Below are 25,941 nucleotides of genomic sequence, written 5' to 3'. Positions count from 1 at the left end.
CGTTTGGATGTCAAGAATGAAATGGCTGGTAGTACAGCTATTTGTTGTTTTAAATTTAACTCTTCTAAATAAATATCATACTGACATGTAAAAGCAGGATTTTAATTTTAAGCACAAAATGACCCTCCAAGATTGAAGATTCCAATTTTGGAGGGTCATTTTAAAATAGTTTGGTATTTTTATTGATTTTTAGCTGATTTCGTTAATGCGAACTAACCGCGTTGGAAAGGACCTTTAGGTTCGATCAATTCCAAATGGGCGCCGTCAGGATCTTGGAAATAGACAACTCCCGTGCCTAACCCGTTCTTTAACCCATCATCTTCGGTGAAGTACATTGGTTCGCCTTCAGGCTCGACGCCAAGTTTCTTTAACCGTTCAACGGCAGCTTGAATATCGTCGACTTCAAAGCACATGTGCATTGCGCTGACTTGTTCATTGGAATATGAAGCCGTGCTTGATTTAGGCTCAACGTATTCCAGAATATCAATATTAATGTTATCCAAATGAACGTTAGCATACTTAATCAAAGTATCATCTAGACCTTGGACAGCCGCCATACGCTTGCCACCAATTTGATCGACATTAGCAACCTTCACACCAAATAAAGCTTCATAAAATGGGATGGCCTTGTCCAAATTTTTAACGGTGATTCCTACATGGTTAACTACTGAAAATCCATTTGACATATCAAGAACCTCACTTAATATTTTATTTTAAGGTAGATTGTAAAATTAATCCGAACGCTGTTCGGACAAAAAAGATCAGCTTCCTTTAAAATGGTGTTTACCACAAACCCATCTTTTAGGAGCTGATCTTTTGTCTAGTATAACCTATTCCGAACGAATTAAAATCGAAACCTTTTGTGAACTAGGGCTGTCCAATATCCAAATGGGCGTTCGGCTGAACCAATCACCGTCAACAATTTCTTATGAATTATCTCGATGTCAACCTTATCAGGCTGAATTAGCACAAACAGATGCCGAATACAAGCGATCACGATGTGGTCGGAAAACTAAGCTGAGCGATGAGTTAAAGCAAAAAATTCTCAACCATTTACGTCTAAGCTGGTCACCAGGAATGATTGCTCACGAATTTAAACTAGCTACTAAATCTATTTATAATTGGCTAAATCAGGGGAGAATTGATTTCTCCTTGAATGATCTACCTGAACATGGCGTACGCCAACGGCGTAACGTTGACCAACGATCCAAATATAATCAATCTTTGGGGCGATCAATTGAACAGCGTCCCATGATGATTAATCAACGTAATCGCATCGGCGATTTTGAACTAGATACAGTCGTTGGTCCTCGTGGGCATAGTAAGGCAGTTTTATTAACTTTAATCGATCGAAAATCACGGTTCCTTTGGGCATATCGGTTAAAGGACCGAACGACAGCGAGTGTTAATGAAGCACTGACTAAGTTCCTAACCACTTTTAATGGACCGGTGCACAGTTTTACTGTGGACCGTGGTACTGAGTTTAGTGGGCTAGTATCATTTGAATCACAATATGGTATTAAGACCTATTACTGTCATGCTTATACGCCAGCTGAACGTGGTAGTAATGAACGCTTTAATCGGAATTTACGTTATTTTTATCCTAAGGGGACTCGTTTTGAGCACATTAGTGCTCAAGATTTAACGACGACGTTACTCCAAATTAACCAGCGACCGCTTAAAATACTTGACTGGAAAACACCGTATCAGGTTATGCTGACCAATTTGTCCAAAAATTCGGATTAAATTTGCAATCTACCTTAATTACATGTTTACTATACTAATTAACTTTCTTAAAACCAACGATATACACTTGAAAGAATCTGTTTAAATTCCAGAAACTTAAAAATCAAAATCATCAGGTTCGGGACCCACTCGGAAATCCTGGTTCATCGCATTAATCTGCGCCATGTCAGTCTTGTCCAAAGTAAAATCGAACACATCAGCATTGCTTGCCATTCTCTCAGGGCGAACTGATTTAACAGCTAGTAAAACATCGCGTTGAATGTCCCAACGTAAAATAACTTGTGCAACTGACTTTTGATATTTGTCTGCAATCTTTTTCAAGGAGTCATCTTTCAAAATTTGACCTTGCATTAGTGGTGACCAGGCCTGAATTTTAATTCCTTTGGTTGCGGCGTATGCGCGCAATTTATCTTGATTTAGCCGTGGATGTGATTCAACTTGATCAATCACTGGAACGACATCTGCAAACTTTTCTAATTCTTCTAAGTGATGAATTTCAAAGTTGCTAACACCAATTGCCTTGATCTTTCCAGCCTTATAGAGGCTCTCTAGGGCTCGGTACGATTCTTTGAACGCGTTGTCACCAGGCCAATGGATTAAGTAAAGATCCAAATAGTCTAAGCCTAACTTTTGCAAACTGTCGTAAAAAGCATCAATGGTTTGATCATAGGTTAAATGATCGTTCCAAACTTTGGAAGTCACGAATAAATCATCGCGCTCGAGTCCGGTTTCCTTTAAACCTAAACGAATTCCTTCACCAGTGCCAGCTTCATTACCATAAATCTGCGCAGTATCGATTAACCGATACCCCGCTTTGATTCCGTCTGCAACGACTTTAGACGTTGCTTCGTCGGGAATTTGGAAAACACCTAATCCTAAACCCGGAATTTGAGTACCGTTGTTTAAAATTACCCGATCATTTAATGAATTTATCAATTTAATTTCCTCCTACGTTGCATGCTGATTTCCATGCCAGCATTATTTATCTGAATATCTAGTGTGCCAAAGTTTGAAACGGCAACATCAATTGACCTTTGTCTGTCTTCTTAAGCGCCAATGATCGCTGGGGCTGTAATTCTTTGACTACCAGCTTGTTTAATTTAATCAATGGCGGCGTTTGTAGCCACTGCATCAGAGTTGTAATTAACAACAGCGTTCATCCTTTTCTATCCGAAACGCTTGGAGATTGCAGTTCCAATTCCTTTTGCGCCACCAGTGATAACAGCCACTTTGTTGTTTAGATTTCTACACATCATTGAAAATCTCCTTGTTATTTTTAACTTCTTCTTTGGTTCATTGAGCATGCTGTTAATATAAACGCTTCTAGTTAAAAAAAATAGTACCCACTTTTTTGTGCCATAGGAACCTAGAGGTTAGAATTGGGGCGTACCAATGAACTTGATGATTAAATATTTATATTTTTAAAAAAGGTGCCTGATAAAAAACATCATAAAAAGCACTACCAAGTTATCTCCGAGATGACTTGATAGTGCCCGATAGTTGCTAAAATCTAATTTTTACTGCCACAGGTTTTTAGAAGCAATAGTTGTGGTCCGTTTTCGTATTTTTAACCTTTAGTAACCAGCTGTTCTTCTTCCATCAGAACGATGTCTTTGCCCTCGTCTTTAAGAGTGTGGGCGTGCATGGTGCCCCAAGCACATAGCTCGTGCAAGATGGTTCCTAATGATTGCCCATAATCGCTTAAAGAGTAGACAACTTTAGGGGGAACTTGATTGTAAACCGTACGATCGACAATGTTATCGTGAACGAGTTCTTTTAATTCTTGCGTCAGCATTTTTTGGCTGATATTTGGAATTAGATGCTGTAATTCACTCGGGCGCTTATCCCCATGCCGTAAATTGCATAGAATAATCGTTTTCCATTTGCCACCAATCGTGTCCATTGTGACTTCAACGCCAATGTTATAAACTTTTTGAGCCATTTTAATTCTCCTGACTGTTGAATTACTGCAAAGCATACTTTTAGTAACCTACTTACTAAAAGGTGGGTACTAATTATCGTTTTTTATAGTATATATTTTATTTGTATTAATTCAAGTGAACGGTTTTTAATCACTCGATACTTCAGACAAAGCATTTCGTTTCCATTGCGCGAGTAATAATAGATTTTCAGGAGTTAGTTATGGTGAAATTACGGTTAAAAATTGGTGTCGACTCCGAAGGTGAAGCAATGATCTTTACCAATACCCTTATGTCAAAAGTGATTTTGATATAAGGTTTTTTGTATGGTTGTAAAGATTTGATAAGGGACCTGTACAGACTCCGTAAAGGCGTCCAATTGCGCCCCTAAATGGCTTACACTAGTTGCAGGTTAGCGCGATAACCAAACGGAGTAGGGAGGAATTTCGAATGATGCGAATGAAGCAACGGTTAGGGGTCACGTTGGCAACAGCGTTGGTCTTGCTACCACTGATGACGCCAGTAGCACAGGCCAAGACGACTTCGGCAGCGGCGATGATCAAGCCGCACGAAGCCGGCTATGGGTATTACGTGGATACGTATCGGAACAACGTTAAGGGGAATACGACGGTGACCACCAACCCGTCGTTTGGCTTGCTCTATACGTTCGACAAGATCTGGTCACCCACAGCGGGTCAAAAGGATCCGGGGTTGATTCGTCAGTCTTTAGACATCTCGGCTAAGATTACCCAGACGCGGAGTCAAGCGGAAGTTAAGCGGTCGTTCTTAACGGACCGTCGGCGCCTGGAATACAACAACATCTCCGGCTTAGGTCCGTATGCGGCGGCCTTCATTAAGAACGCGGACGCGAAGACGGACTACTATGATGTCCCAGCAGCGCCACAGCCGGCGAATACGCCTTATTCTAAAGTCACTTGGGCGAATCCAGATTCTAAGTTAGGGGCCATGGTCCAATTGATTGCTGCGACCCGGGTCTTCGGGGGAACGGGCGTGCCTAAGCACTTCTTCAAGTTCATCCGGCCTTACCGGCAGGATCCGCAACACGTCCTACCTAACCCGTACTTGGTCAACGTGATGCACGCGGCTAAAGCCGATGATTACGACTTCCCGAGCGGACATACGTCAGCCGGCTTCGAAATTGGTGAAGTCATGGCGTACGCCTTCCCCGAACGGTTCCAAGAATCCGTCACTCGGTCCTCCGAGATTGGCTACGACCGGGTACTGGCTGGGCGGCACTCACCGCTGGCTGTGATGGGCGGTCGGATGTTTGGGACGGCCGTTGCTGCCGCCACGTTGAACGACCCGCAATATCAAGGCTTAATGAAGCGGGCCTATCAAGAAGCCCACTCGGATGCATTATTGCACAGTCCGTTGGTGACGAAGAACGATGACTTCGGCGACTACCGGACCAACCAGAAGAACTACCGCTTTCGGATGACTTACGGTTTACCACAAAATGGTGACCGGACGATTGCGCCACGGGTCCCTAAGGGTGCAGAAGTTCTTTTGGCTACGCGGTTGCCTTACCTCAGCAAGACCCAACGGCGGATGGCGTTAGCCACGACGGAATTGCCATCGGGGTACCCAGTCTTGGACGATACCGAGGGCTGGGGACGGTTAGACCTCTTCTCCGCCGCGAACGGTTACGGGGCCTTACCAACGACCACCAAGGTCAAGATGGATGCGGCCAAGGGCGGTTTCAACGCGCACGACACCTGGCGTAACGACATTACCGGGAACGGTAAACTTATCAAGCAAGGAACCGGGACGTTAACGTTAAAGGGTCACAACCAGTTTAAGGGTGGCCTGCAAGTTGACGGTGGGGACCTCAATCTCGCCACTGCCACGGCGGCGGGTAACGGCCAGTTGACCTTGAACCAGGGGACGTTAACTGCCAATACCGCCATCAAACTGCAACGGGGTTACCAACAGACCAAGCGCGGGACGCTGGCCTTAACGGTAACTAAGGCTACGGCCATGAAGATTCGGGGAAAGGCCAAGTTGGCCGGCACCCTGCGGTTAACTAACCTGAAGGGCTTGAAGTCCCACCAGACGGTGATCACCTTCGACCAACACCAAGGGAAGTTCAGCCACATCGTGGGCTTGCCTAAGGGCTGGCACGCGGTCTACACGGCCCACAAGTTAGCGTTAGTTCGGAATTAAGCATTCAGCAGAATAGGCAGTATCTTAAAACGGACCACCAGGACGGTTACCTGGTGATCCGTTTTGGGGTATTCGTGATAATTTTGAAAACAGTCGCTGGTCGCTCATCTCAACTGAGCGTGCTGGGGGGCTCATAGGCGTCTTGCCATCGTCGCTAATCGTGATTTGCGGGGTGTTTCCGCTAGACATATTAATTCGCTTCCGAATCGCGGCTGGAATGATGATCCATCTCTTTGTCTAGAGCTTAACGCTGAATACCATCTCTTAATCCCCAGTCTCCCAACTAATCGTGTGACCACCAAAAACCGCCGTGATAACTTCGCTGAAAGTTATCACGGCGGTTCATTCAAGGTTCAAGTAGTCGGTTAGTTTTGTTCAGAGTGGTCTAACCGGCGCTGTTGCCGCAGGTTCGTCAGGGCTAAGCCCAGTGAGCACAGGGCCAGGGGCCAGTTGACCGCCCAGGTGTAGAGGAACCAGTGACTGGTCGACGTGGGCTTGAAGAAGCTGAGCAGGGACAGGTTGTTGATTCCGCTGATGGTGACCAGCAAGCCGAAGAAGACCAGCTGACACAGAAGACCGCCAGCTGTCGAGAAGCGGTACTTACTGATGATGGCGGTGTCGTTATCGACCACGTCGGATTCGTACAGCTCTTGGTTGACCGTGGGGTTATCGTCCCCGATATACAGGGCAATCAGGAGTAGCCCCAGCAAGTAGGTCCACTTCCAAGGAATCAGGACCAGTAGGTGACCGGCAATCACGACTTGGTGGCGCAACCGGTCCTGTTGCTGAGGGTCGTGGTGGGCCAGGGCCTTGATGATCCCCGCGCCCCCTTCGAACCCAATCAGGTAGACGGCGAAGACCAGGTACATCCCCAGCTTGCCCCAGTAATAGTATGCCATGAAGCTACTGAAGAGGAGCACGTAACTCAACATGAATCCCCGGTTCAAGAGGCGGGCCTTAAAGTTGTGCAGGGTCCGTCGGTCGGCATAGAGTTCGATCAAGGCAATCACCAAGGCAATTAAGATGATGGCCAGGGTGTCCCAGGCCGGTAGCGGGACGTCGGCCTTACGCAGGGTGGTCAGGACCGCTAAGGCGGCGAAGAAGATCACGGACAGCCACCACCGCCAGAACTGCTTCAGCCCGTGACGCTGGTTGGGCTGACCGCGATAGAAGTCGTGGGTGAACTCGTTAAGCAGGAGCCCTCCGGGTAAGGCAACTAAGTTCATCACGGCCAGTAGGGCGAACGAGAACGAGAAGCTGAGCTTGAGTCCCAGGTCGATACCTAAGAGGATCGCCAGGAGCAGGAAAATCACCCAGTAGACGCTCTTCATCTTGAATGGCGTAGTTTGGGCCAAGTTGAGCTTGACCGTGAGGAAGTACGGCCAAATCGTGGCGGCGCTGTAGCCCCACAGGACACTTCCGACCAGGAGCCACCACAGCGAACCGGTGAGGGCGAAGGGCAGGCTACCCAGGGCCCCGAAGACCAGCGTGATGATCAGGTAAGTGCTGGAGCGCAGGTTGAAGCGCTTAGTGTAGAAGATACTGGCAGCCCGGGCGATGTAGACGGTGACCAGCGCGACCAGGTAAGTGGGACTTTGGGTCTTTTGGTATTGAAATAAAATTAAAATATAGGGCAGCATGATCCCGGTGTTCGCTAAGAAGTTCAGGGTTCCCACCGAAAGATCAATGCCGGCTTGGCGCAGGCGTTTCACGGATGCGGCCTCCTTTTTTTCAGTCTAATAAGCCGTGTCTAGTATAGCAAGTTGGGCCCCCTAACACCTAGTCAGACCCCTTACGAATTTTTTAATGAGTAGACGATTGGGACCCAAAAAGACGCCCAGAAGCTGGGGACTTCTGGGCGTCGGTGAGGTTAAGCTTCCGAAGAGGTCTTCGGCGTTAACCGTTTTTCAATGAAGGACAACACTAAGTCGGTGATGATGGCCATTAACGCGGTCGGTAAGGCCCCGGCCAGGATGATGGCCCCACCGTCCGTGGCGTTGGTGCCCCGGACGATGATGTCTCCCAGGCCACCGGACCCGATGAAGGACCCAATAACGGTGATCCCGATTCCGATGACTAAGGCGTTCCGAATCCCGGCAATGATGACCGACAGCGACAACGGAATCCGAATCGTGGTCATGATTTGGAGCCGCGTCATCCCCATACCTTTCCCGGCATCCAAGACGTCGCGGTCGACGCTCAGCATCCCGGTGTAGGTGTTCTTGATGATGGGGAGCAAAGAGTACAGGAAGACGGTCGCGATGACCGTGGTCTGACCTAGCCCTAAGCCCAGCATCAGGATGGACAGCATGGCTAGTGAGGGCACCGTCTGAATCACGTTAGCCGCCCCCACGATCAGCGGTGAGAGCCGCCGGTGTTGTGAGGTCCAGATCCCGATTGGAATCCCGACGATGGCGCCGAAGAGGACGCCGTAGATGGAGACTAAGAACGTTTGGTTAAATTGGCTCAGCACGTACATTCCATTGTGCGTGAAGTAGTAGATGAGCTGTTGCCACAACCCTAAGTCTTTCATACTTAATGGCCCCCTTCGAAGTAATGGTGTTGTTGCAAGAAGTCTTTAGCGACCGTCTGAGGTTCTTCCAGTTGGTCGTCGACTTGGTAGTTCAGGTGTTGCATGGTCTTTAGATCGATCTTGCCGACTAGCCGGTTGATCACGGGCTTGAGCTCAGGATGTTGCTTCAAGACCTTATCCGTGGCCACCGGACTCCCATCGTATGGTGGGAAGAAGTTCTTGTCGTCCTTTAAGAGCTTCAGGTGGTAGCTGGAGACCCGGCCGTCGGTGGAGTACCCTAAGATGGCGTCCATCTTATCGGCGGCTAAGGCGTCGTAGAGCAGCCCCAGTTGCATGGGCTTAACGGTGCCGAAACTGTAGCCGTAGGTCTTCTGGAAGGCGGGGTACCCGTCACCGGGACGGTTCTGCCAGATCTGGTCGATACCGACCGTCATCTTCGGGGCCAGTTTTTGTAAGTCGCTGACCGTCTTCAGATGGTGCTTCTTCGCGTACGCGGGCTTGACCATCCAAGCGTAGGTGTCGGCGAAGCCGTAAGTGTCGAAGTAGGTCATGTGATACTTGTTTTGGAAATCGTTGGTGACGATGTCCTTGACCTTGCTAGGGTCCCGTTCGAACTTCCGGTTCAAAACGGTGGTCAAGTCAGTCCCGTAGAACCGAATGGAGGAGATGTCGGCGTCGCCGTTCTTCAAGGCGTTGAAGCTGACGTTCCCGGACCCTAAGTTATTGATAATGGATGTGTTTAACTTGGTATAGTGTTGAATCATGCCTTGGATCATGTAAGCCATGATTTGTTGTTCGGTGGTGTTTTGCGCCGCGATACGGACGGTGTCCTTACCCGACCCGCCGCTTAATCCGGGCAACGCACACCCACCTAAGGGTAACAGTAAGATGACGACCAGAAGTCCGGTCAGCCATTGATAGATTCGTTTTCGCATGGTGACCTCCTATCTGAGCTGCCTAGGCGTAACGGCCGTTTCGACCTTGCCCAGCAGGTAATCGACGAATAACGCGAGGATGATAACGGGAATCGAGCCTCCGAGAATCAAGTCGGAACGGTAGAGGTTCAATCCGTTAAAGATGAAGTCCCCTAAGCCACCGGCACCGATGTAGGACGCCAGCGTAGCCCAGGCAATCACGTAAGTCGCGGACAGCCGGATGCCGGCCATGATGACGGGCGCGGCTAGGGGCAGTTCGGCTTGAATCATGGACTGCCACCAGGTCATCCCCATCCCTTTGGCGGCGTCCCGCACAGTTGGCGAGACCCCCTGCATGCCCAGATAGGTGTTCCGGAGAATCGGTAAGAGTGAGTAGATGAACAGGGCCACGATAGCGGGCGTGGAGCCGATCCCAAAGATCGGAATCATGATGGCTAACAACGCCATGGCGGGGATGGTCTGTAAGACCCCGGCGAGTGTAATGACCGCATTGGCCCCGTGCTTCATGCGAGTCAAAAGAATTCCCAGCGGCACGGCGACGATAATCCCTAGGAGCAACGCCGCTGCAGAGATGTAGAGGTGTTGACCAGTCTTAGAGATCATTTGCGTGCCGTAAGTAGCTAGAAAATGTAGCATTAGGCATCGGCACTCCCTTCATGGTTGGCCGCGGCGTGGATGTCCACGTTGATTGGTGAGGCGGGTTGTTCGTTATTGTCGGGTACCCCACGGAGGGCGTCGTAGACGATGTCTACCAGCGACGTCCGGGTGACGATACCGACCAGCCGGTGTTGGTCATCCACGACAGGGACGTTCTTAACCCCCATCTTCAGGATTCGTTGAACGGTGTCCCCAATCAAGGCTTTAGATTGCACATAGAAGACTTCGTGATTCATCAGGGCACTGACCGGCGTTTGCGGGTCGGTATTCCGGCTCACGTCATCCAGATCGATGTAGCCAATCAATTTATCTTGGTCATCGGTGACTAACAGGGTATCAACTCGCTTTTCGTGCATCAAGTCGATGGTGTCGGTCAGGGTCTTGGTTGGCGAAATGGCCACGGGGTGCTTCCGCATGATTTGGCTGACAGTCAAGATATTGGGTTGAGCCCGAATCAGACGTTCTTCCCCAATCAAGTTGGTGACGAATTCGTCGGCTGGGTGCCGCAGGATGTTTTCCGGCGTGTCGACTTGGACCTGCTTCCCGTGGCTCATGATGACGACCCGAGTGGCTAAGTTCAAGGCTTCGTCCATGTCGTGGGTCACGAAGATGAAGGTCTTGCCTAGGTCTTCTTGTAAGTGCTTGACCAGATCTTGTAGGGATTCTCGGGTGATGGGATCCAGGGCCCCAAAGGGTTCGTCCATTAAGATCAGTTCCTAAGGCCCGCACGACCCCAATCCGTTGTTGTTGCCCACCGGAGAGCTCACCCGGGTAGCGTTTGAGCATCTCGTCGGGGAGTTGGGCCAGGTCGATCATCTTGTGGGCTTGTTTGGCGCGCTTTTCTTTGGACCAGCCCAGGAGCTTGGGCACTAATTCGATGTTTTCTTGAATCGTCATGTGCGGCATCAGCCCCGTGTTTTGGATCACGTAACCGATGGACCGCCGGAGCTTAACCGGGTCCATTTTCGAGATGTCTTTACCGTTGATCTTGATGGAACCGGAAGTCTGGTGTAGCATCCAGTTAATCATCCGCATGGTGGTGGTCTTCCCGGAACCAGACGTCCCGATGAAGGCGATAAACTCACCCTTGTCGACTTCTAGGTTGAAGTCGTCGACGGCTACTTTGCCGTTGGGGTATTCCTTACGAAGGTGTTCCATTGAAAGTAACATTAAGCGTTCGTCCTCCTAGTTTCCAGTTGGTGCCCCGAAGTTAGCCGGGACTTGAACAAAAAAATAAACGATCGGTGACTCTGGATCCCTGCAGGTGGGAATGCCTAGAGACCGGTCGTATTCGATTACTGAGGTTGGTTTGTTAAACTAACGCTATTGTACATGAAAACTAGATATTTACCAAGAAAAGACTATTACCAGTGTTGACCAATGCCGGATATAAACGCTTCTGAACGCCGGTAAATCAATGGTTAAATTATTTCTAATTAAATTACAGTTTTGGGCGAATGGATAGAAGTTCATAATTTAAAGTCTTAATTAATAAGTGAATGCTTATATTTGATTTGGGAAGACGGCTAATTATGGTTAAAAAAAGTGCGTCCCCAGCTCAGGTTGCAGTTGTCATTCGCCGTCCTCTCGGCTTACAGTTGTGTAACCATATCGGGACACGATGAGCTAACAGGCCGTGGCGCCTAAGCATATTGGTGACGACGATAATCAGTTGAAAGCCCTCATCTCAAACACGGTGGTCATTTGTGTGAATAAGGTTGTCAAACATCAGAAAATACTGTCTTTGGGGACGCTCAATTTAGCCGTGAGGTTGGGCCTGAAGGGGCTCAGTGGTGTCGTTTGGGTTAGTCAGCGTTTTTCAGCTGGCTTACCCAAAGGCCGAGCTTGAAGACCTGGCACTTTCAGGGCTTCAAGTCGTGCCCACCACGTTCCAGCCCCTTCAGGACCAACCGGTAAGGCGAATACTTCCACAATCTGCCCTTGACTAAACGTAGAAAAAAGCCTGGGCACTAGTCCCAGACTCGATGATGTGGCTTATGAATGGGTGGTGGCGGGAGCTTGCCGTTTGCGAATCTCGGGAACTAACCACCAGACTAGGGTCAGGTTGATGACCATCAGGGCCGCCGTTGAAATGAACACGGCGTTGTAGTTGAACATTCCGGCAATCCAGCCGCCCAGGAGGGAACCTAACATGTTCCCAACGGATTGGAAGGACTGGTTCCAGCTGAAGACGGTCGAGGTCAATTCGACCGGGGTGTTCTTGGTCAGCAGGGTCTGAATCTCGGGGAACAGGGCCCCGTCGGAGATACCGATCATGAACCGTAGAATTCCCAGCATCCAAACGCTAGTGACGAACCCTTGCGGCAGGTACATCAGCGTAGCGAAGATGTAGCCGAAGATCAGGACCCGGCCGGACCCGTGTTGATCCCCGTACCGTCCTAGCCGCGGCGAGGCGATGATGTTGGAGATTCCGGGCAAGGCTGCGATGATTCCGGCGACCACGGTGATGGGTCCCACGTTATGCATCAGTTCCTTGACATAGAGACTGATGATCGGGGAGATGGAGATGTTCCCGAATTGGACGATCAACGTGGAGGACAGGAGCACTAAAATCAGTTTAGGGTTCGGGAAGGCCGCTAGGGGGTTGTGAGAAGTTGCTTGTTCCGACTGGTGAACCACCGGCTTGAACTTCTCTTCGACCAGGCCCCAGCTCATGAAGAACGTGACCAATAAGAGGAACCCCGTGATGAAGAAAGTGATGCGGATCGAGAAGACCTGGGCTAAGATTCCCCCGAAGACGGGTCCCAGCAACATCCCGCTGGTAGGACCCGTCATTAAGGTACTGAGTGAGGCCCCACTGTGTTTCCGGGGCGTCTGGGAGGCGACCAGCGCTTGGGCGTTCGAGATGAACCCCGCGAAGACGCCTTGGAGTGCCCGCAAAGCGACCAACTGCCAGACGCTGGTGGCGAAGCCCATTAAGGCCATGGCCACGCCCATCCCTAGAGATGACCGCAGGAGCATGATCTTCCGGCCCTTTCGGTCGGCCACGATGCCCCACAGAGGTGAGGCGATGGCGCTGACGAAGAAGTCGGCGGCGTAGACCAGGCCACTGTACATGGTGACCTGGGCTTTGGTGTAGTCGCCAAGACTACTAATATATAACGATAAAAATGGCATGATTTCGCTGAAGGCCATGCCGGCGACGAACGTACAGAACCACAGGACGTAGAGGTTACGTTGCCAAGGGCTGCTTTCGCGTTCAGCTTCATCCAAACTGCGTCAACTCCTTCTATAGTAGATTTAATAATTTTCCGTGCGGCGGACCGGGTCGGCCTAAGCGACCTTGCCGCCTACTCAGCGGAAGCTAAGTGACCGGGTGTTACCGCTGTAACGACCCGGAAACGAACCTTTTTCGTTGAAGACAACGCTATTTAAGATACGCGCATAGCGCCGAAAGGTCAACGATTAAGCAATCATTGTATGCGCTCGCAATTGATAATATTATAGCATGGTCATCGGTGGATGGGGGACAAAAAGGCCCAGTGGAACCGGTCTGAACGGTAACCGACCATTCACAGTCACAAAATATTACAATGTGGTTAAGTTTGAACGGGGTGGGGGGACAGGTTCCCCCGTCGGTGCATCCTTAGTGTGGAAGGAATAAGAGTGAATAAAATCACATAAAATATTAGCCAAACTGAAAAACCCGTGTAAACCGGAAACGGCTTACGCGGGTTTTAAGATTTTTGTATATACAAAAATGTCCCAAATATATACATTTTCTGAAATTAAGCGGATTTAGCTGGAAATTTCTGTAGATGCGAAGAAACCTGGTTTTCAAGCGCTGATTAGAAGGTGACTTCGGGGTGGTCGCGGGTGACCAGATGGTCGTCGAGGTCCACGTTCAGGTATTCCTTGAAGCTGTCCTTGAGCATCTGAACGGCTTTTTCGTGGTCTTCCTTGCGTTCTGGTTGGATGTTTTCCATATAGAAGAGAATGTTTTGGGTGTCTTCCGTAGATTCGACCCGTGCGCTGTCCCGCCAAGCCCAGCAACGGGAGATTACCCCTTGGTCGTCGCGGTAGATGACCTCACCAGGGAGCGCTTCTTCGGGTTCTTCGTCGGCTTCACCGATTGGGTAGAAGGGTTCGCCCCCCTTAGCGACGCCCAGGTGGACGTCACCGACGATCTTATCCATGTCTTCGGCCGCTAACGGGAAGGCGTAGGTCAGAGAGACCGTGTTGTAGAGGTCCACGACAGGGTTGATTGCGCCCACGCCGTTGCCCTTGCTGGCCCGCTTGAGCAGGGCCTCGACGGCACACCGCGCGCCCTTCTTGGTCTTGAACTTCCGGAAGGCTTCCCGCCAAGCCGCGATGATTGGGTTCTTACTGATTGGGGAGTATGGGACCCAGTCCTCAGCTTTTTCGTTAGCTTCCATTAACCGGGACTTTTTGAGGTGGCCGTAGCTGTGGTTATCCACACCGTGGGCGGTCAAAAAGGCAATTTGAACGTCGGGGAAGATTTCCCAGAACTCAGGATCGACAATGAATTTCTGTGACATATAAAACGCCTCCATCAACAATTTACCCTAAGTATACCAAATTATTGAGGGGGCCACAACCGTTGACCTGTGGGGAATTCAGGACGACTCGGTTTGGCTGGTCGACAAATTATCATCAAATTTTAATGAACAAATTTTATGCAGTTAAAAGTAAGTGTTTTCATTGGAAATATGCAAATATACAGTTTAGATGCATAAACGACAATTGATATTCATTGGCCAACTTAAAGTGTACAATCCTTCACATTTTGAATGCCAAACACTACTAGAAAGCGGTTACATTCCGGGTTATGATGGTCTCGTAATCAAGTGATGGGAGGAAACAAACATGACCAGTCCAATTCACGTAATGTCCGAAATCGGCAAATTGAAGGTTGTTATGCTCAAGCGGCCAGATGTTGAAGTTGAAAACTTCACGCCTGACATGATGCCTCGGTTGTTATTCGATGACATTCCATACTTACCAATTGCTCAAAAGGAACACGATAACTTCGCTGATGTTCTTCGTCAAAACGGTACTGAAGTGCTCTACTTGGAAAAGCTGTCTGCTGAAGCTTTGGATGACGGTGGTGAAGAAGTTAAGCAAAACTTCTTACAACAAATGTTAGCTGAAAGTGGCTACATTGCCGGCGTTACCCACGATGCTTTAAAGGAATACTTACTGTCAATGTCCACCCAAGACATGGTCAACAAGATCATGGGTGGGGTTCGGAAGAACGAACTCGACTTCGTCCCAGCTGACTTAGTCAGTGCGGCCGAAGAAGACGACTACCCATTCTTCATGGACCCAATGCCTAACTTGTACTTCACGCGGGACCCTGCGGCCTCCATCGGTGATGGGTTAAGCATTAACCACATGACCTTCGCTGCTCGTCAACGCGAATCGCTCTTTATGGAAACCATCATTAAGTACCACCACCGGTTTGCCAACAAGGGCTTGAACGTTTGGCGCGACCGGAACCACGATACTCGGATCGAAGGCGGGGACGAATTAGTTCTCTCCGACCACGTCTTAGCTATCGGGGTTTCCCAACGGACGTCTGCCGATGCCATTGAAGACATCGCCAAGAACCTGTTCGCGAAGAGCCACTTCGACAAAGTCATCGCAATCAAGATTCCACACAACCACGCCATGATGCACTTGGATACGGTGTTCACCATGATCAACAAGGATCAATTCACGGTGCACCCAGGAATCTTAGGCGAAGGCGGCCACATCGATACTTGGACGATCACGCCAGGTAAAGATGGTGAACTGAACTTAGACCACCGGACGGACTTGAAGCAAGTTCTGAAGGACGCTTTAGGTTTGGATGACCTGGACTTGATTCCAACTGGTAACGGTGACCCAATCATCGCCGGCCGTGAACAATGGAACGACGGCTCCAACACCTTAGCAATTGCCCCAGGTGTTGTGGTGACCTACAACCGGAACTACGTTTCTAACGAACTGTTACGTAAGCATGGCTTGAAGGTTATCGACGTCTTATCAAGTGAATTATCTCGGGGCCGTGGCGGTCCTCGTTGCATGAGCATGCCACTGGTTCGGGAAGACCTCTAATAAGCATTAATCCTTAAAATTCGAAACATTTAAAGAGAATAGGAGCGAGAAAGATTATGGCAAAAGATTTTCGTGAAAATGTATTCCAAGGACGGAGTGTTCTTGCAGAAAAGGACTTCAGTGCTGCTGAACTCGAATACTTGATCGACTTTGGACTGCATTTGAAGACGTTGAAGAAGATGGGTATCCAACACCACTACCTGGAAGGTAAGAACATTGCCTTGCTGTTCGAAAAGTCCTCAACGCGGACCCGTTCAGCGTTCACCACGGCGGCGATCGACTTGGGTGCTCACCCAGAATACTTGGGTCAAAACGACATTCAATTAGGTAAGAAGGAAACCACTTCCGATACGGCTAAAGTCTTGGGTAGCATGTTCGATGGAATCGAATTCCGGGGCTTCAAGCAATCCGATGCTGAAATCTTAGCTCGCGACTCAGGTGTTCCCGTTTGGAACGGCTTGACCGACGAATGGCACCCAACGCAAATGCTGGCGGACTTCATGACGGTTAAGGAAAACTTTGGTCACCTTAAGGGCTTGACCTTGACCTTCATGGGGGATGGCCGGAACAACGTTGCCAACTCCTTGCTGGTAACCGGTGCCATCTTAGGGGTCAACATCCACATCGTTGCCCCTAAGGAACTCTTCCCAACTCAAGAAACGCAAGACTTAGCTAAGAAGTTTGCGACTGAATCCGGCGCTAAGCTGTTAATCACGGACGACCTCGACGAAGGGATGAAAGGTTCCAACGTTGTCTACACCGATGTCTGGGTATCCATGGGTGAATCCAACTGGGAACAACGGGTTAACTTGTTGAAGCCATACCAAGTTAACATGGAAGCCTTGAAGAAGACTGGCACGCCAGATGATCAATTGCTCTTCATGCACTGCCTCCCAGCCTTCCACAACACCGACACCAAGTATGGTGAAGATGTGAAGGAAAAGTACGGAATCACTGAAATGGAAGTTACGGATGAAGTCTTCAACAGTAAGTACGCTCGTCAATTTGAAGAAGCTGAAAACCGGATGCACTCCATTAAGGCTATGATGGCTGCAACGTTAGGTAACTTATTCATCCCACGTGTTTAAAGCTTAACGGGATTGAAAAAGGGGAGTTAATCCGTGTTGATTAACTCCCCTTTTTGCTTGAAAACCGCGATGCTGTGCTGGCTTAGGATAATTACTAAAAAGTGAGCTAGTTAAGTCAACTGATGTTAGTTCTTCTAACGTCATTACTACAGCCAAACGGGTCAAAATTGTACGCATTAATCTGATTAAATTGCACACTAGAAGGAGAATTCGACTATGACAAAACGTCGCATTGTAGTGGCCCTTGGGGGTAACGCTATTTTATCAAAGGATGCTTCCGCTGAAGCACAACAACAAGCCCTGCGGGACACGGCAAAGTACCTGGTTCAATTCATCAAGCAAGGAGACGACCTGATTGTCTCCCACGGGAACGGTCCGCAAGTCGGGAACCTGTTGTTGCAACAGGCCGCCGGCAGCACGGCTAAGAACCCGGCGATGCCGCTGGATACGGCCGTGGCCATGACCCAAGGAAGCATTGGGTACTGGATGCAAAACGCGTTGGGTGAAGAGATCACCAAGGCAGGTCTGGACAAGGATGTCACCACGGTGGTCACCCAAGTCGAGGTCGACCCTAACGACCAAGCCTTCACCAACCCAACCAAGCCCATCGGCCCGTTCTACACCAAAGATGAAATTGGCGCGATTAAGGACGCCCACCCGGACCAGACCTTCGTCGAAGATGCGGGTCGGGGTTACCGGCGGGTAGTGCCTTCTCCACGGCCAACCGGGGTCAAGGAATACAAAGCTGTGAATGCCATGGTCGAAGCCGGCATCGTGCCCATTTCCGTTGGGGGCGGTGGGGTACCCGTTGTGCAAGAGGGTAACCGCTTAGTCGGCCGCGAAGCCGTGATTGACAAGGACTTCGCTTCTGAAAAACTGGCAGAACTGGTCAACGCCGACCTGCTGATCATCTTGACGGCGGTGGACAACATCTACATCAACTTTAACCAGCCGGATCAAAAGAAGCTGGAAACGGTCAACGTTGCTGAGTTGAAGCAATACATCGACCAAGACCAATTCGCCAAGGGGAGTATGTTGCCTAAGGTTCAAGCTGCGATCGACTTTGTCGAAAACAGTGCCAATGGTAAGGCGGTCGTCACGTCACTCGAAAACGTCGGGAACTTCCTGAAGAACGGTGACGGGACCATCATTACCAAGTAGTGTCACACAGTTAGAGCCACGGAAGATTCAGTGAACATTGGGTTTGCCGGCATCGGTCGGCAGATCCTAGCTATTATATTTTTCCATATTCAATCATCTTGCTGAATCCCGTCCGTGGTAAAGGAGATGTCACCATGGAGGAATCCAAAGGGAAACTTAATTTACTTGAACTAATCGCGTTGGTCGTGGGATCAATCGTCGGTGGTGGGGTATTCAACTTAATGCACGATATGTCCGCCAACGCCGGTGCCGGGGCCATCATCATTGGGTGGATCATCACCGCTTTTGGGATGATCATGTTAGCCTTGACCTTCCAGAACTTGACCATGAAACGGCCAGACCTGGATGCCGGGGTCTACTCGTACGCTGAAGCCGGCTTCGGGAAGTACATGGGGTTCAACTCCGCTTGGGGTTACTGGGCCTCCGCTTGGTTGGGGAACGTGGGGTACGCGACACTGCTAATGAGTGCCGTGGCCTACTTCTTCCCAATCTTCGGCGATGGTCAGAACATCTGGTCCATCGTTGCGGCCTCCTTCATTCTCTGGGGCTGCCACTTCATGATTTTACGCGGGGTCGAATCCGCGTCCTTCGTTAACACCATTATCACCATTGCCAAGTTGATTCCAATCTTTATCTTCTTGGTTACCATGATTATCGCCTTCAAGCTGGGCGTCTTCACGCACGGCTTCTGGTTCACACCTTCCGGGAGTTTCCAGTTCGCCGATGTCATGAAGCAAGTTCAAAGTACCATGTTAGTGACGGTCTGGGTCTTCATCGGGATCGAAGGTGCGGTGGTCTTCTCTGGCCGGGCCAAGAAGCGTGAAGATGTTGGTCGGGCAACCGTCTTAGGAATCATCACGGTTATCCTGATTTACATGTTGATTACCCTGCTCTCCTTAGGGGTTATGCGTCGGGGTGGCTTAGCCAACTTAGGTCAACCAGCCATGGCTTACCTGTTACAGAGTGTCGTGGGTAAGTGGGGTGCTGTCCTGGTTAACGCCGGACTAATCATCTCCGTTGTCGGGGCTTGGTTGTCCTGGACCATGTTCGCCGGGCAACTGCCTTACGAAGCCGCTAAGGAAGGTTCCTTCCCGAAGTTCTTCGCGAAGGAAAACAAGAACGGGGCGCCCGTCAATTCCCTGCTCTTCACCAACATCTGTGTTGAAATCTTCATGTTCTCTTACCTGATTACGGCCAGTGCTTACAACTTCTTCTACTCCGTTGCGTCGGCTGCGATTCTGATTCCATACATGTTCTCAGCCTTCTATCAACTGAAGTTCTCGAAGAACGAAAGTCTGGACACACCAGGTCGGAGCTGGAACATCACCGTCGGGGTCATCTCCAGTATCTACGCCTTGTGGCTGTTATACGCCGCTAACTTAGGCTTTATCATGCTGATGTCCTTGCTCTTCGCTTTGGGGATTCCGGTCTTCATGCAATTGCAGAAGAAGGACAACCACGCCGAAAAGGTCTTCACGTCAGGTGAACGGATCGTGGCTATCGTGATTGGGGTCTTAGCCATCATCACGATTATCGAACTGTTCCGTCTGGGCATGAACGACTTCTTAGGCTTAACTTGGGGCGACTTCGGGAAGCTGTTCTAGTTAACCTTTAAAATGCAAAATCATTAACATTTAAGGTCCCCTTCATTTAGGCTATACTAATGGTATTAGCCTAAATGAGGGGGACCTTTTCATGATTCGAAAAAGCGAATATCCACGTTATTTGCAATTATTGAAACGGCGACCAGAATTCAGTGCGTTTACGGCAGAGCAGTTCGCCGAGCTAGCACACGTGATGCGGGTCAAGCAGTTACCCAAAGGTCAACTCCTGTTTGACCAAGCCGATCCCCGGGACCGGTTCTTCTTCGTCTTTTCTGGTCTACTACGTACGGAACGCATCGATGAATCGGGGGACTTTACGTTTTATTCGTTTATTCCTAAGGACAAGGGCTTTCCGTACCGGGGCTTGTTCCACGACCAGGAGTACGCCTATTCCGTGAACACGTTGACGCCGGTGGAAATCGTGTCGTTTCCCATGACGGTCTTCGAGGGACTCTTGACGGAGAATTCCGAGGTCATGCGGCGAGTGATCGTTGAGATGGGTCAGATCATTAACGAGAACGAAAATCAGCTGCAGACCATGGTCACGTCCAGCGCCAGTGACCGGGTGCATAACGCCTTGAAGATCCTAAGTCAACAGATGGGGCAGCCGTTGGATGATGGCCGCATTCTGATTCCCTATCCCATCACGTTGATCGAGCTCAGCCGGATGGCGGGAACCACCCGTGAGACGGCGGGGCAGGTGGTCCAGCGGTTGGAAACGGCGGGCCGGGTGGTCTACGAACATAAGCGCTTCACGTTTAATCCTTACATCGAGTAGTCTTAGTGAGCGTCTTAAACAGCCTAAGATTAGCTTTGTAAAACCGAGACTGTTTTACTAGGAGATTATCGATGCTGAAAGTCAGAGCACTGATTGGGCTGATAGGGAAGATGAGAGAAGTGCACTTTTAGAATATGATAAACATGATTATTCTATAGAATTGTGGTACTATATAGGCATATAAAAAGCGATGGGGTGCAACCCATCGCTTCCCAGACTGCTTCAAGAGCAGCGGCTTATTAACAATTGGTAGAACCACCCGTCAACTTGCCAAAGTTATCAGGGGTGGTTTTTATTTACGGTCGTTATTACGGTCGATCAGAACCATCAACGTTGCGAAAGCAATCATCAATGATAGTGCCTGAAAAACAGACATGGCTTGATCCTTTAGTCATATCGTCGTGCATAAGGCATCATCAACTTTCATGAGTGATGCCACCGCCCTTGAAACTCTCTGTACTAAATATTCTAGCATACAATGTGGGCGGATTATCATGTGAACTACTCGGCACTAAAGTAACGAGCTATTAAGTAGTATTTAGGATTTTACGTTGGTATTCGAAGTACCTAACTCACAGAATTCGATTAGTTTACCAAGGTTAGTTGCTAGCCCGGAAGTTTCTATTAGATACTTTTCAGGCCCCTATTGAGAATATTAACTGTCCATAGAGAAATCATAACAGCCCTGGAACTTTTCCTACGGTTAGCCAAAGGGCAGATGGTGTTCATCACCTACCTTACTGGATGATCCGCACAACGGTTTTGTTTAAAGTCTAATCCTAATAAAACTTTACCGAGCCCAAGGACCTATGTTCAATCTACGGTGTCAGATATGCCACTGTCATTCAGAAAGCTCTGTAAAACTGTTTTAGTTTTACAGAGCTTTCTTAGTATGTTTTTTCGTCTAAATCGCAGTTAAGTTTGGTTCTGGCGAGAATTCTCCGTCAATCCTCAGATTTCGTGGGTCAGTCCGTCGAAGAAGTGTTGTAGGGAGACCTTGCCGCCAGATTCGCGCTTGCCTTGGTGGTAGGCCATCTCGGCCCGCACGTTTTTATATTCATAGAGGGCGTTGGCGTATTCGACCAGGATCTCGTCGCCCATGTTATCGATGTACAGACTCGCCAGGTTGGTCAGCCCAGCTTTGACGGCGCGTCGAATCCGCTGGAAGAGGATCTTCTTTTCGTGGTCGTCGATGGCGTATTCCTGGTTGAAATCGATGGCTTTAAAACTCAGGTTCTTGTCGATCATCAACTGGCAGACGGAGAGAATGTCGGACGACCCGGACTCAGAGGTGATTCCCAGGTAGCGGAGGATGGCGAGGATCTTTTCCTTTTGCTCGGCATGCTGGTTGACGGCGGGTTCACTGTTGACAATGCCCCCATCGACTAAGGTTTGGATGTTACTCAGCTTGGCGGTCATCTGGATGTTTTGGACCACCTTTTGAATCACGGTCTTGACCTCGACGATGTTGATGGGCTTGTCGATGAAGAACTCGATGCCGGCCTGGTAGGCTTCCGCCCGTAAGTCGCTGTCGCGGACCTGGGAGATCATGATGAAGCGCAGGTTGGGCTTGGCCGTCTTCAGCTTCTTGACCAGCTCGGTTCCCGAAATCACGGGCATCAACAGGTCAATCAGGACAATATCGACGTTGGTCAGCATCAGGTCGGCCAGCGCCATTTTGGCATCGGTAGCGGTGCCCACCACGTCATTTTGCGGGTCCTGTTCGAGAATCTGTTGCAGAATCATGGGAATGGATGGGTCGTCATCAACGATGTAGAATTTCATGATTATTCCTCCTGAAGAAGATGGGCTTTGTTCAGACGAACTTGAAAGTCGGTGCCGCGACCCAGCTGCGAGTCAACGGTGATGTTGCCATCGAACTGTTCTTGGGCGATGATTTTGACGTGGGATAACCCGATGCCACGGTAAATATTGCCGGTCGTCGCGTTGAATTTAGTCGAGAACCCCGGCTGAAAGATCATGGACTGGGTTCGATCATCCATCCCCTGGCCATTGTCACTCACGGTCAGCAGGATGTCGGCACCGGCACTGGTGACCGTGACCTGAATACAGCCGTTGAGTTTATCCTTGGGCAACGCGTCAACGCTATTGAAGATCAGGTTAGACAGAATCGTGACCACGTAATAGTGCTTGGGAATCAAGAGGTCGACCTGGTTATGGACTTCGATCACCACGTTGGGGTGGTGGTGCTTGATGGCCGCTTGGATGTAGGTGGTGGTGACCTTCAAGATGTCTGAGAGTTGCATGGGTGCGTCCTGGTTGCTCCCGAAGTATTCGCCTAGTTCTAGTGTAACATTGCGGTAGTCTTTTTTGATTTCGTGAACATCGCGGGCCACCGCCAGCGCCATGTCGCGGTATTCCTGGGGGACGTCTAGGTCCTCAAGCTTCTGGTTCAGGAGGTAGGCATTCTTCATGACCCGTTCGATCTCCCCGAGACTCTTCTGCATAAAGTACACGTCGCTCTTCACGGAAGACGCGACCCAGATGAAGTGGTAGTAGCGTTGTTCGTGGCTTTCCTTGCGCATCAACAGGGTGAAGTAATGGTAGGCGAAGGCCAATAGGCAACTGAACAGGCTGCGGACCAATGCGGCCACGAAGAGGAGTTGGAACAGGTGGTAGCTGTAGTTGTGGAAGTCGGTCAGCAAGCTGACTTCTAAAAGATTGGATAAATAATCACAAAGAACGATGGTCAGGAAAAAGGAGCTGTTGTTGCGCTGGGTCCGCCGCCAGTAGAGCAGGTAGTACAGCCCGCCGTAGCAGAGGTAGAAGGCCATATCGGTCACCACGAAATGGAGGATGGTCTCGGTCTGAGAGGCGTGGCCGATGAATAGCAGGATCCCCCGAAAAATGGGGGAGGCGATGGCAATCATGCCGGACAGCAGCAGGGGATTCAGGTCGGCGTTGAAGTAGAGGAAGATGGGCAACAGGAGCGCCGAGAGGGCGATGATGAAGCCGGGGGTGTAGACCTGAAAGCTGACCTGGGAGGCCAGGGCGATACAGACCGCGGCAATCAGGATGCGTTGCCGGCGACTGCGATGGATAATTGAGGCTTGTTTGAACAAAATAACCCACTCCTAGAGAATTTTTTAACAAAGGGTTGAAGCTTCTTGAAGCTTTATGAAACCGCTTACTAAACTAATACTTGTAAATATCAATTAGGAGGAACACAACATGTTTAATTTACGTAACCGGAATTTCTTAACCTTAGCTGATTTTACCACGCGCGAAATGCGTCACATGCTCGATTTAGCCGAAGACTTAAAAAAGGCCAAGTACGCGGGCACGGAACAAAAGAAATTATTAGATAAAAACATTGCGTTGATTTTTGAAAAGGCTTCCACTCGGACGCGTTGTGCGTTTGAAGTTGCCGCTAAAGATGAAGGGGCTCACGTCACTTACTTAGGCCCTTCCGGTTCCCACATGGGTAAGAAGGAAACCGCTAAGGATACCGCTCGGGTCTTAGGCGGCATGTTCGACGGGATCGAATACCGGGGCTTCTCCCAACGGACGGCCGAAACCTTAGCCGACTACTCCGGTGTGCCAGTCTGGAACGGCTTGACCGATGAAGACCACCCAACCCAAGTCTTAGCCGACTTCTTGACGGCCCACGAAGTCCTGAAGAAGGACTACAAGGACATCAAGTTCACCTTCGTGGGCGATGGTCAAGACAACGTGTCGAACGCCTTGATGTTAGGGGCCGCTGTGATGGGCATGACCTACCACGTGGTATGCCCTAAGGAATTAGCGCCTAAGGCCGACCTGTTGAAGCGGGCGAACGACATCGCTGCCAAGACCGGTGCTCAGATCGAAGTCTTCAACGACATCGCTGAAGGGGTCAAGGGCTCTGACGTAATCTACGCCGACGTATGGGTCTCCATGGGTGAACCTGACAGTGTCTGGGCTGACCGGATCAAGTTACTGAAGCCTTACCAAGTGACCCAAGAAGTTATGGACCAGACGCAGAACCCGAACGCCATCTTCGAACACTGCTTACCAGCCTTCCACAACACGGATACTAAGGTCGGGAAAGAAATCGAAGAGAAATTCGGAATCTCCGAAATGGAAGTTACGGAGGACGTCTTCGAAAGTGACGCTTCCGTAGTCTTCCAAGAAGCCGAAAACCGGATGCACACCATCAAGTCCGTGATGGTCGCAACCTTAGGCGAATAACGGGAGGCAGAACATGGCTAAAATTGTTGTGGCCTTGGGCGGGAACGCCTTAGGCAAATCACCAGAAGAACAGTTGCAGTTAGTCAAGCACACGGCGGCTTCCCTAGTGGGATTAGTGGCTGCGGGACACAAGGTCGTCATCAGTCACGGGAATGGTCCCCAAGTCGGGGCCATCAACCTGGGGATGAACTTTGCCGCGGAAAACGGCAAGACGGCAGCCTTCCCGTTCCCTGAATGTGGGGCCATGAGCCAAGGCTACATTGGTTATCACCTGCAACAAAGCTTGCAAAACGAGTTGCACCGGCAAAACATCCAAAAGGATGTGGCGACGGTGGTCACCCAGATTGAAGTGGATCCTAGCGATGCGGCCTTTGAAGACCCTACCAAACCAGTCGGTGACTTCTACTCTAAAGAAGACGCGGCCAAGATTCAAGCCGAAAAGGGCTACACTTTCAAGGAAGACGCTGGTCGGGGCTACCGGCAGGTCGTGCCATCACCGCTTCCCAAGCGGATCATTGAACTCAACAGTATCAACAACTTGATTGAATCCGGCAGTTTAGTGATTGCCGGCGGTGGTGGCGGAGTGCCCGTCGTTCAGACCACCCAGGGCTTAGAGGGTGTCCCAGCCGTGATCGATAAGGACCGTTCCAGTGCGCTGTTAGCGGCCAACCTCGATGCGGACCAACTGATCATCTTGACGGCGGTCGACGACGTGTACGTCAACTACGGTCAACCCGACCAGAAGGCTCTCCGGGAACTGTCCGTTCAAGACGCCCAGAAGTACATTGACCAAGGTCAATTCGCACCAGGCAGCATGTTACCTAAGATTGAAGCTTGCTTGGACTTTGCCAAGTCCGGCGCGCAACGGACGGCTTTGATTACGTCCTTAGACCATCTCGACGACGCACTCGCCGGAAAAGTCGGGACCCTGATCAAGTAATCCGGGTCAATCAACCATAGAACGCGGTCTAAAGGATGTGGTGGGGAATCAGTAACGTCTTAGTCATCCAATTGCTCAGAGAAGTAAAGCGGATAGTGAGACGGACTCCCCAGTACCTCCTGGT

Annotated in this window: 22 protein-coding genes and 2 pseudogenes; 9 read left to right on the top strand and 15 right to left on the bottom strand. The window is 49.9% G+C overall.

Annotated features, from left to right (window positions below):
- Positions 1–212: 212 nt before the first annotated feature.
- The gene (locus RIN67_RS11755) at positions 213–686 is read right to left on the bottom strand and encodes a VOC family protein (RefSeq protein ID WP_313825847.1); all 474 of its coding nucleotides are present in this window, start codon (positions 684–686) and stop codon (positions 213–215) included.
- Between the two features lie 130 nt (positions 687–816).
- Here RIN67_RS11755 and RIN67_RS11750 point away from each other — a divergent pair, with 130 nt between their 5' ends.
- Positions 817–1,746, top strand: a complete 930-nt coding sequence (locus tag RIN67_RS11750) for an IS30-like element ISLpl1 family transposase (RefSeq protein ID WP_313825848.1) — start codon at positions 817–819, stop codon at positions 1,744–1,746.
- A gap of 96 nt (positions 1,747–1,842) precedes the next feature.
- Here RIN67_RS11750 and RIN67_RS11745 read toward each other — a convergent pair whose 3' ends face one another.
- The 4 genes and pseudogenes from RIN67_RS11745 to RIN67_RS11735 form a co-directional block, all read right to left on the bottom strand.
- The gene (locus RIN67_RS11745; protein WP_265000216.1) at positions 1,843–2,682 is read right to left on the bottom strand and encodes an aldo/keto reductase; all 840 of its coding nucleotides are present in this window, start codon (positions 2,680–2,682) and stop codon (positions 1,843–1,845) included.
- Positions 2,683–2,740: 58 nt separating this feature from the next.
- Complete coding sequence (locus tag RIN67_RS11740; RefSeq protein ID WP_265000215.1) at positions 2,741–2,896, bottom strand: hypothetical protein; 156 nt, start codon at positions 2,894–2,896, stop codon at positions 2,741–2,743.
- A 19-nt stretch (positions 2,897–2,915) separates the two neighbouring features.
- A pseudogene (locus RIN67_RS13400) lies at positions 2,916–2,999 on the bottom strand (glucose-1-dehydrogenase); the annotation flags it as partial.
- Positions 3,000–3,313: 314 nt separating this feature from the next.
- A complete protein-coding gene (locus RIN67_RS11735) occupies positions 3,314–3,688 on the bottom strand; it encodes a winged helix-turn-helix transcriptional regulator (protein WP_265000214.1) in 375 nt (124 codons plus the stop codon).
- A gap of 427 nt (positions 3,689–4,115) precedes the next feature.
- Here RIN67_RS11735 and RIN67_RS11730 point away from each other — a divergent pair, with 427 nt between their 5' ends.
- Positions 4,116–5,849 carry a phosphatase PAP2 family protein gene (locus RIN67_RS11730; RefSeq protein ID WP_148294647.1) on the top strand — a complete coding sequence of 578 codons (1,734 nt, stop codon included), beginning with the start codon at positions 4,116–4,118 and terminating at the stop codon, positions 5,847–5,849.
- 365 nt (positions 5,850–6,214) lie between these two features.
- On the opposite strand, the gene RIN67_RS11725 is transcribed toward RIN67_RS11730, so the two are convergent.
- The 7 genes and pseudogenes from RIN67_RS11725 to RIN67_RS11695 form a co-directional block, all read right to left on the bottom strand.
- The gene (locus RIN67_RS11725) at positions 6,215–7,561 is read right to left on the bottom strand and encodes a hypothetical protein (protein WP_265000213.1); all 1,347 of its coding nucleotides are present in this window, start codon (positions 7,559–7,561) and stop codon (positions 6,215–6,217) included.
- Between the two features lie 158 nt (positions 7,562–7,719).
- Positions 7,720–8,382, bottom strand: coding sequence for an ABC transporter permease (locus RIN67_RS11720; protein WP_024747419.1), 663 nt, complete (start codon positions 8,380–8,382; stop codon positions 7,720–7,722).
- Positions 8,383–8,384: 2 nt separating this feature from the next.
- On the bottom strand, positions 8,385–9,317 hold the full coding sequence (locus tag RIN67_RS11715) for an osmoprotectant ABC transporter substrate-binding protein (protein ID WP_024747420.1): 933 nt from the start codon (positions 9,315–9,317) through the stop codon (positions 8,385–8,387).
- A 9-nt stretch (positions 9,318–9,326) separates the two neighbouring features.
- Positions 9,327–9,953 (bottom strand): ABC transporter permease, encoded by a 627-nt coding sequence (locus RIN67_RS11710; RefSeq protein WP_265000211.1) that lies wholly within the window; start codon positions 9,951–9,953, stop codon positions 9,327–9,329.
- A pseudogene (locus RIN67_RS11705) lies at positions 9,953–11,144 on the bottom strand (betaine/proline/choline family ABC transporter ATP-binding protein). The gene RIN67_RS11710 and the pseudogene RIN67_RS11705 overlap by 1 nt, the downstream one beginning before the upstream one ends.
- Before the next feature lie 825 nt (positions 11,145–11,969).
- Complete coding sequence (locus tag RIN67_RS11700; protein WP_265000210.1) at positions 11,970–13,208, bottom strand: MFS transporter; 1,239 nt, start codon at positions 13,206–13,208, stop codon at positions 11,970–11,972.
- Positions 13,209–13,783: 575 nt separating this feature from the next.
- Positions 13,784–14,494, bottom strand: coding sequence for a B3/B4 domain-containing protein (locus tag RIN67_RS11695; RefSeq protein ID WP_265000209.1), 711 nt, complete (start codon positions 14,492–14,494; stop codon positions 13,784–13,786).
- Positions 14,495–14,822: 328 nt separating this feature from the next.
- Between RIN67_RS11695 and arcA the strand changes: the two genes are divergently transcribed.
- The 5 genes from arcA (at position 14,823) to RIN67_RS11670 (ending at position 20,686) form a co-directional block, all read left to right on the top strand.
- Complete coding sequence (arcA, locus tag RIN67_RS11690) at positions 14,823–16,055, top strand: arginine deiminase (protein WP_024747426.1); 1,233 nt, start codon at positions 14,823–14,825, stop codon at positions 16,053–16,055.
- Positions 16,056–16,111: 56 nt separating this feature from the next.
- Complete coding sequence (argF, locus tag RIN67_RS11685) at positions 16,112–17,143, top strand: ornithine carbamoyltransferase (protein ID WP_313825849.1); 1,032 nt, start codon at positions 16,112–16,114, stop codon at positions 17,141–17,143.
- 216 nt (positions 17,144–17,359) lie between these two features.
- The gene (arcC, locus tag RIN67_RS11680; protein ID WP_024747428.1) at positions 17,360–18,304 is read left to right on the top strand and encodes a carbamate kinase; all 945 of its coding nucleotides are present in this window, start codon (positions 17,360–17,362) and stop codon (positions 18,302–18,304) included.
- A 134-nt stretch (positions 18,305–18,438) separates the two neighbouring features.
- Positions 18,439–19,908 carry an arginine-ornithine antiporter gene (gene arcD / locus RIN67_RS11675; protein WP_056944250.1) on the top strand — a complete coding sequence of 490 codons (1,470 nt, stop codon included), beginning with the start codon at positions 18,439–18,441 and terminating at the stop codon, positions 19,906–19,908.
- Between the two features lie 91 nt (positions 19,909–19,999).
- Entirely contained in the window at positions 20,000–20,686 is a 687-nt protein-coding gene (locus tag RIN67_RS11670; protein WP_024747430.1) for a Crp/Fnr family transcriptional regulator, read from the top strand.
- A gap of 292 nt (positions 20,687–20,978) precedes the next feature.
- Here the strand turns inward: RIN67_RS11670 and RIN67_RS11665 are convergent, their stop codons facing one another.
- The 3 genes from RIN67_RS11665 to RIN67_RS11655 form a co-directional block, all read right to left on the bottom strand.
- Positions 20,979–21,062: a putative holin-like toxin gene (locus RIN67_RS11665; protein ID WP_265000217.1), complete on the bottom strand. Its 84-nt coding sequence runs from the start codon at positions 21,060–21,062 to the stop codon at positions 20,979–20,981.
- 575 nt (positions 21,063–21,637) lie between these two features.
- Positions 21,638–22,471, bottom strand: a complete 834-nt coding sequence (locus RIN67_RS11660; protein WP_056944252.1) for a DNA-binding domain-containing protein — start codon at positions 22,469–22,471, stop codon at positions 21,638–21,640.
- Positions 22,472–22,473: 2 nt separating this feature from the next.
- Complete coding sequence (locus RIN67_RS11655; protein ID WP_265000208.1) at positions 22,474–23,769, bottom strand: ATP-binding protein; 1,296 nt, start codon at positions 23,767–23,769, stop codon at positions 22,474–22,476.
- A gap of 109 nt (positions 23,770–23,878) precedes the next feature.
- Between RIN67_RS11655 and argF (RIN67_RS11650) the strand changes: the two genes are divergently transcribed.
- A complete protein-coding gene (gene argF / locus RIN67_RS11650; protein ID WP_313825850.1) occupies positions 23,879–24,877 on the top strand; it encodes an ornithine carbamoyltransferase in 999 nt (332 codons plus the stop codon).
- A gap of 13 nt (positions 24,878–24,890) precedes the next feature.
- On the top strand, positions 24,891–25,817 hold the full coding sequence (arcC, locus tag RIN67_RS11645) for a carbamate kinase (protein ID WP_265000206.1): 927 nt from the start codon (positions 24,891–24,893) through the stop codon (positions 25,815–25,817).
- Positions 25,818–25,941 lie beyond the last annotated feature (124 nt).

The organism is Levilactobacillus namurensis (assembly GCF_032197885.1).
Lineage (GTDB): Bacteria > Bacillota > Bacilli > Lactobacillales > Lactobacillaceae > Levilactobacillus > Levilactobacillus namurensis_A.
This window is presented reverse-complemented; position numbering and strand designations above follow the sequence as displayed.

Excerpts from the sequence above, each read along its gene's own strand:
- RIN67_RS11755 (WP_313825847.1), bottom strand. The coding sequence starts at position 686 with ATGTCAAATGGATTTTCAGTAGTTAACCATGTAGGAATCACCGTTAAA.
- RIN67_RS11735 (WP_265000214.1), bottom strand. The coding sequence starts at position 3,688 with ATGGCTCAAAAAGTTTATAACATTGGCGTTGAAGTCACAATGGACACG.
- RIN67_RS11730 (WP_148294647.1), top strand. The coding sequence starts at position 4,116 with ATGATGCGAATGAAGCAACGGTTAGGGGTCACGTTGGCAACAGCGTTG.
- RIN67_RS11720 (WP_024747419.1), bottom strand. The coding sequence starts at position 8,382 with ATGAAAGACTTAGGGTTGTGGCAACAGCTCATCTACTACTTCACGCAC.
- RIN67_RS11715 (WP_024747420.1), bottom strand. The coding sequence starts at position 9,317 with ATGCGAAAACGAATCTATCAATGGCTGACCGGACTTCTGGTCGTCATC.
- RIN67_RS11710 (WP_265000211.1), bottom strand. The coding sequence starts at position 9,953 with ATGCTACATTTTCTAGCTACTTACGGCACGCAAATGATCTCTAAGACT.
- RIN67_RS11695 (WP_265000209.1), bottom strand. The coding sequence starts at position 14,494 with ATGTCACAGAAATTCATTGTCGATCCTGAGTTCTGGGAAATCTTCCCC.
- arcA (WP_024747426.1), top strand. The coding sequence starts at position 14,823 with ATGACCAGTCCAATTCACGTAATGTCCGAAATCGGCAAATTGAAGGTT.
- argF (WP_313825849.1), top strand. The coding sequence starts at position 16,112 with ATGGCAAAAGATTTTCGTGAAAATGTATTCCAAGGACGGAGTGTTCTT.
- arcC (WP_024747428.1), top strand. The coding sequence starts at position 17,360 with ATGACAAAACGTCGCATTGTAGTGGCCCTTGGGGGTAACGCTATTTTA.
- arcD (WP_056944250.1), top strand. The coding sequence starts at position 18,439 with ATGGAGGAATCCAAAGGGAAACTTAATTTACTTGAACTAATCGCGTTG.
- RIN67_RS11670 (WP_024747430.1), top strand. The coding sequence starts at position 20,000 with ATGATTCGAAAAAGCGAATATCCACGTTATTTGCAATTATTGAAACGG.
- RIN67_RS11665 (WP_265000217.1), bottom strand. The coding sequence starts at position 21,062 with ATGTCTGTTTTTCAGGCACTATCATTGATGATTGCTTTCGCAACGTTG.
- RIN67_RS11660 (WP_056944252.1), bottom strand. The coding sequence starts at position 22,471 with ATGAAATTCTACATCGTTGATGACGACCCATCCATTCCCATGATTCTG.
- argF (WP_313825850.1), top strand. The coding sequence starts at position 23,879 with ATGTTTAATTTACGTAACCGGAATTTCTTAACCTTAGCTGATTTTACC.
- arcC (WP_265000206.1), top strand. The coding sequence starts at position 24,891 with ATGGCTAAAATTGTTGTGGCCTTGGGCGGGAACGCCTTAGGCAAATCA.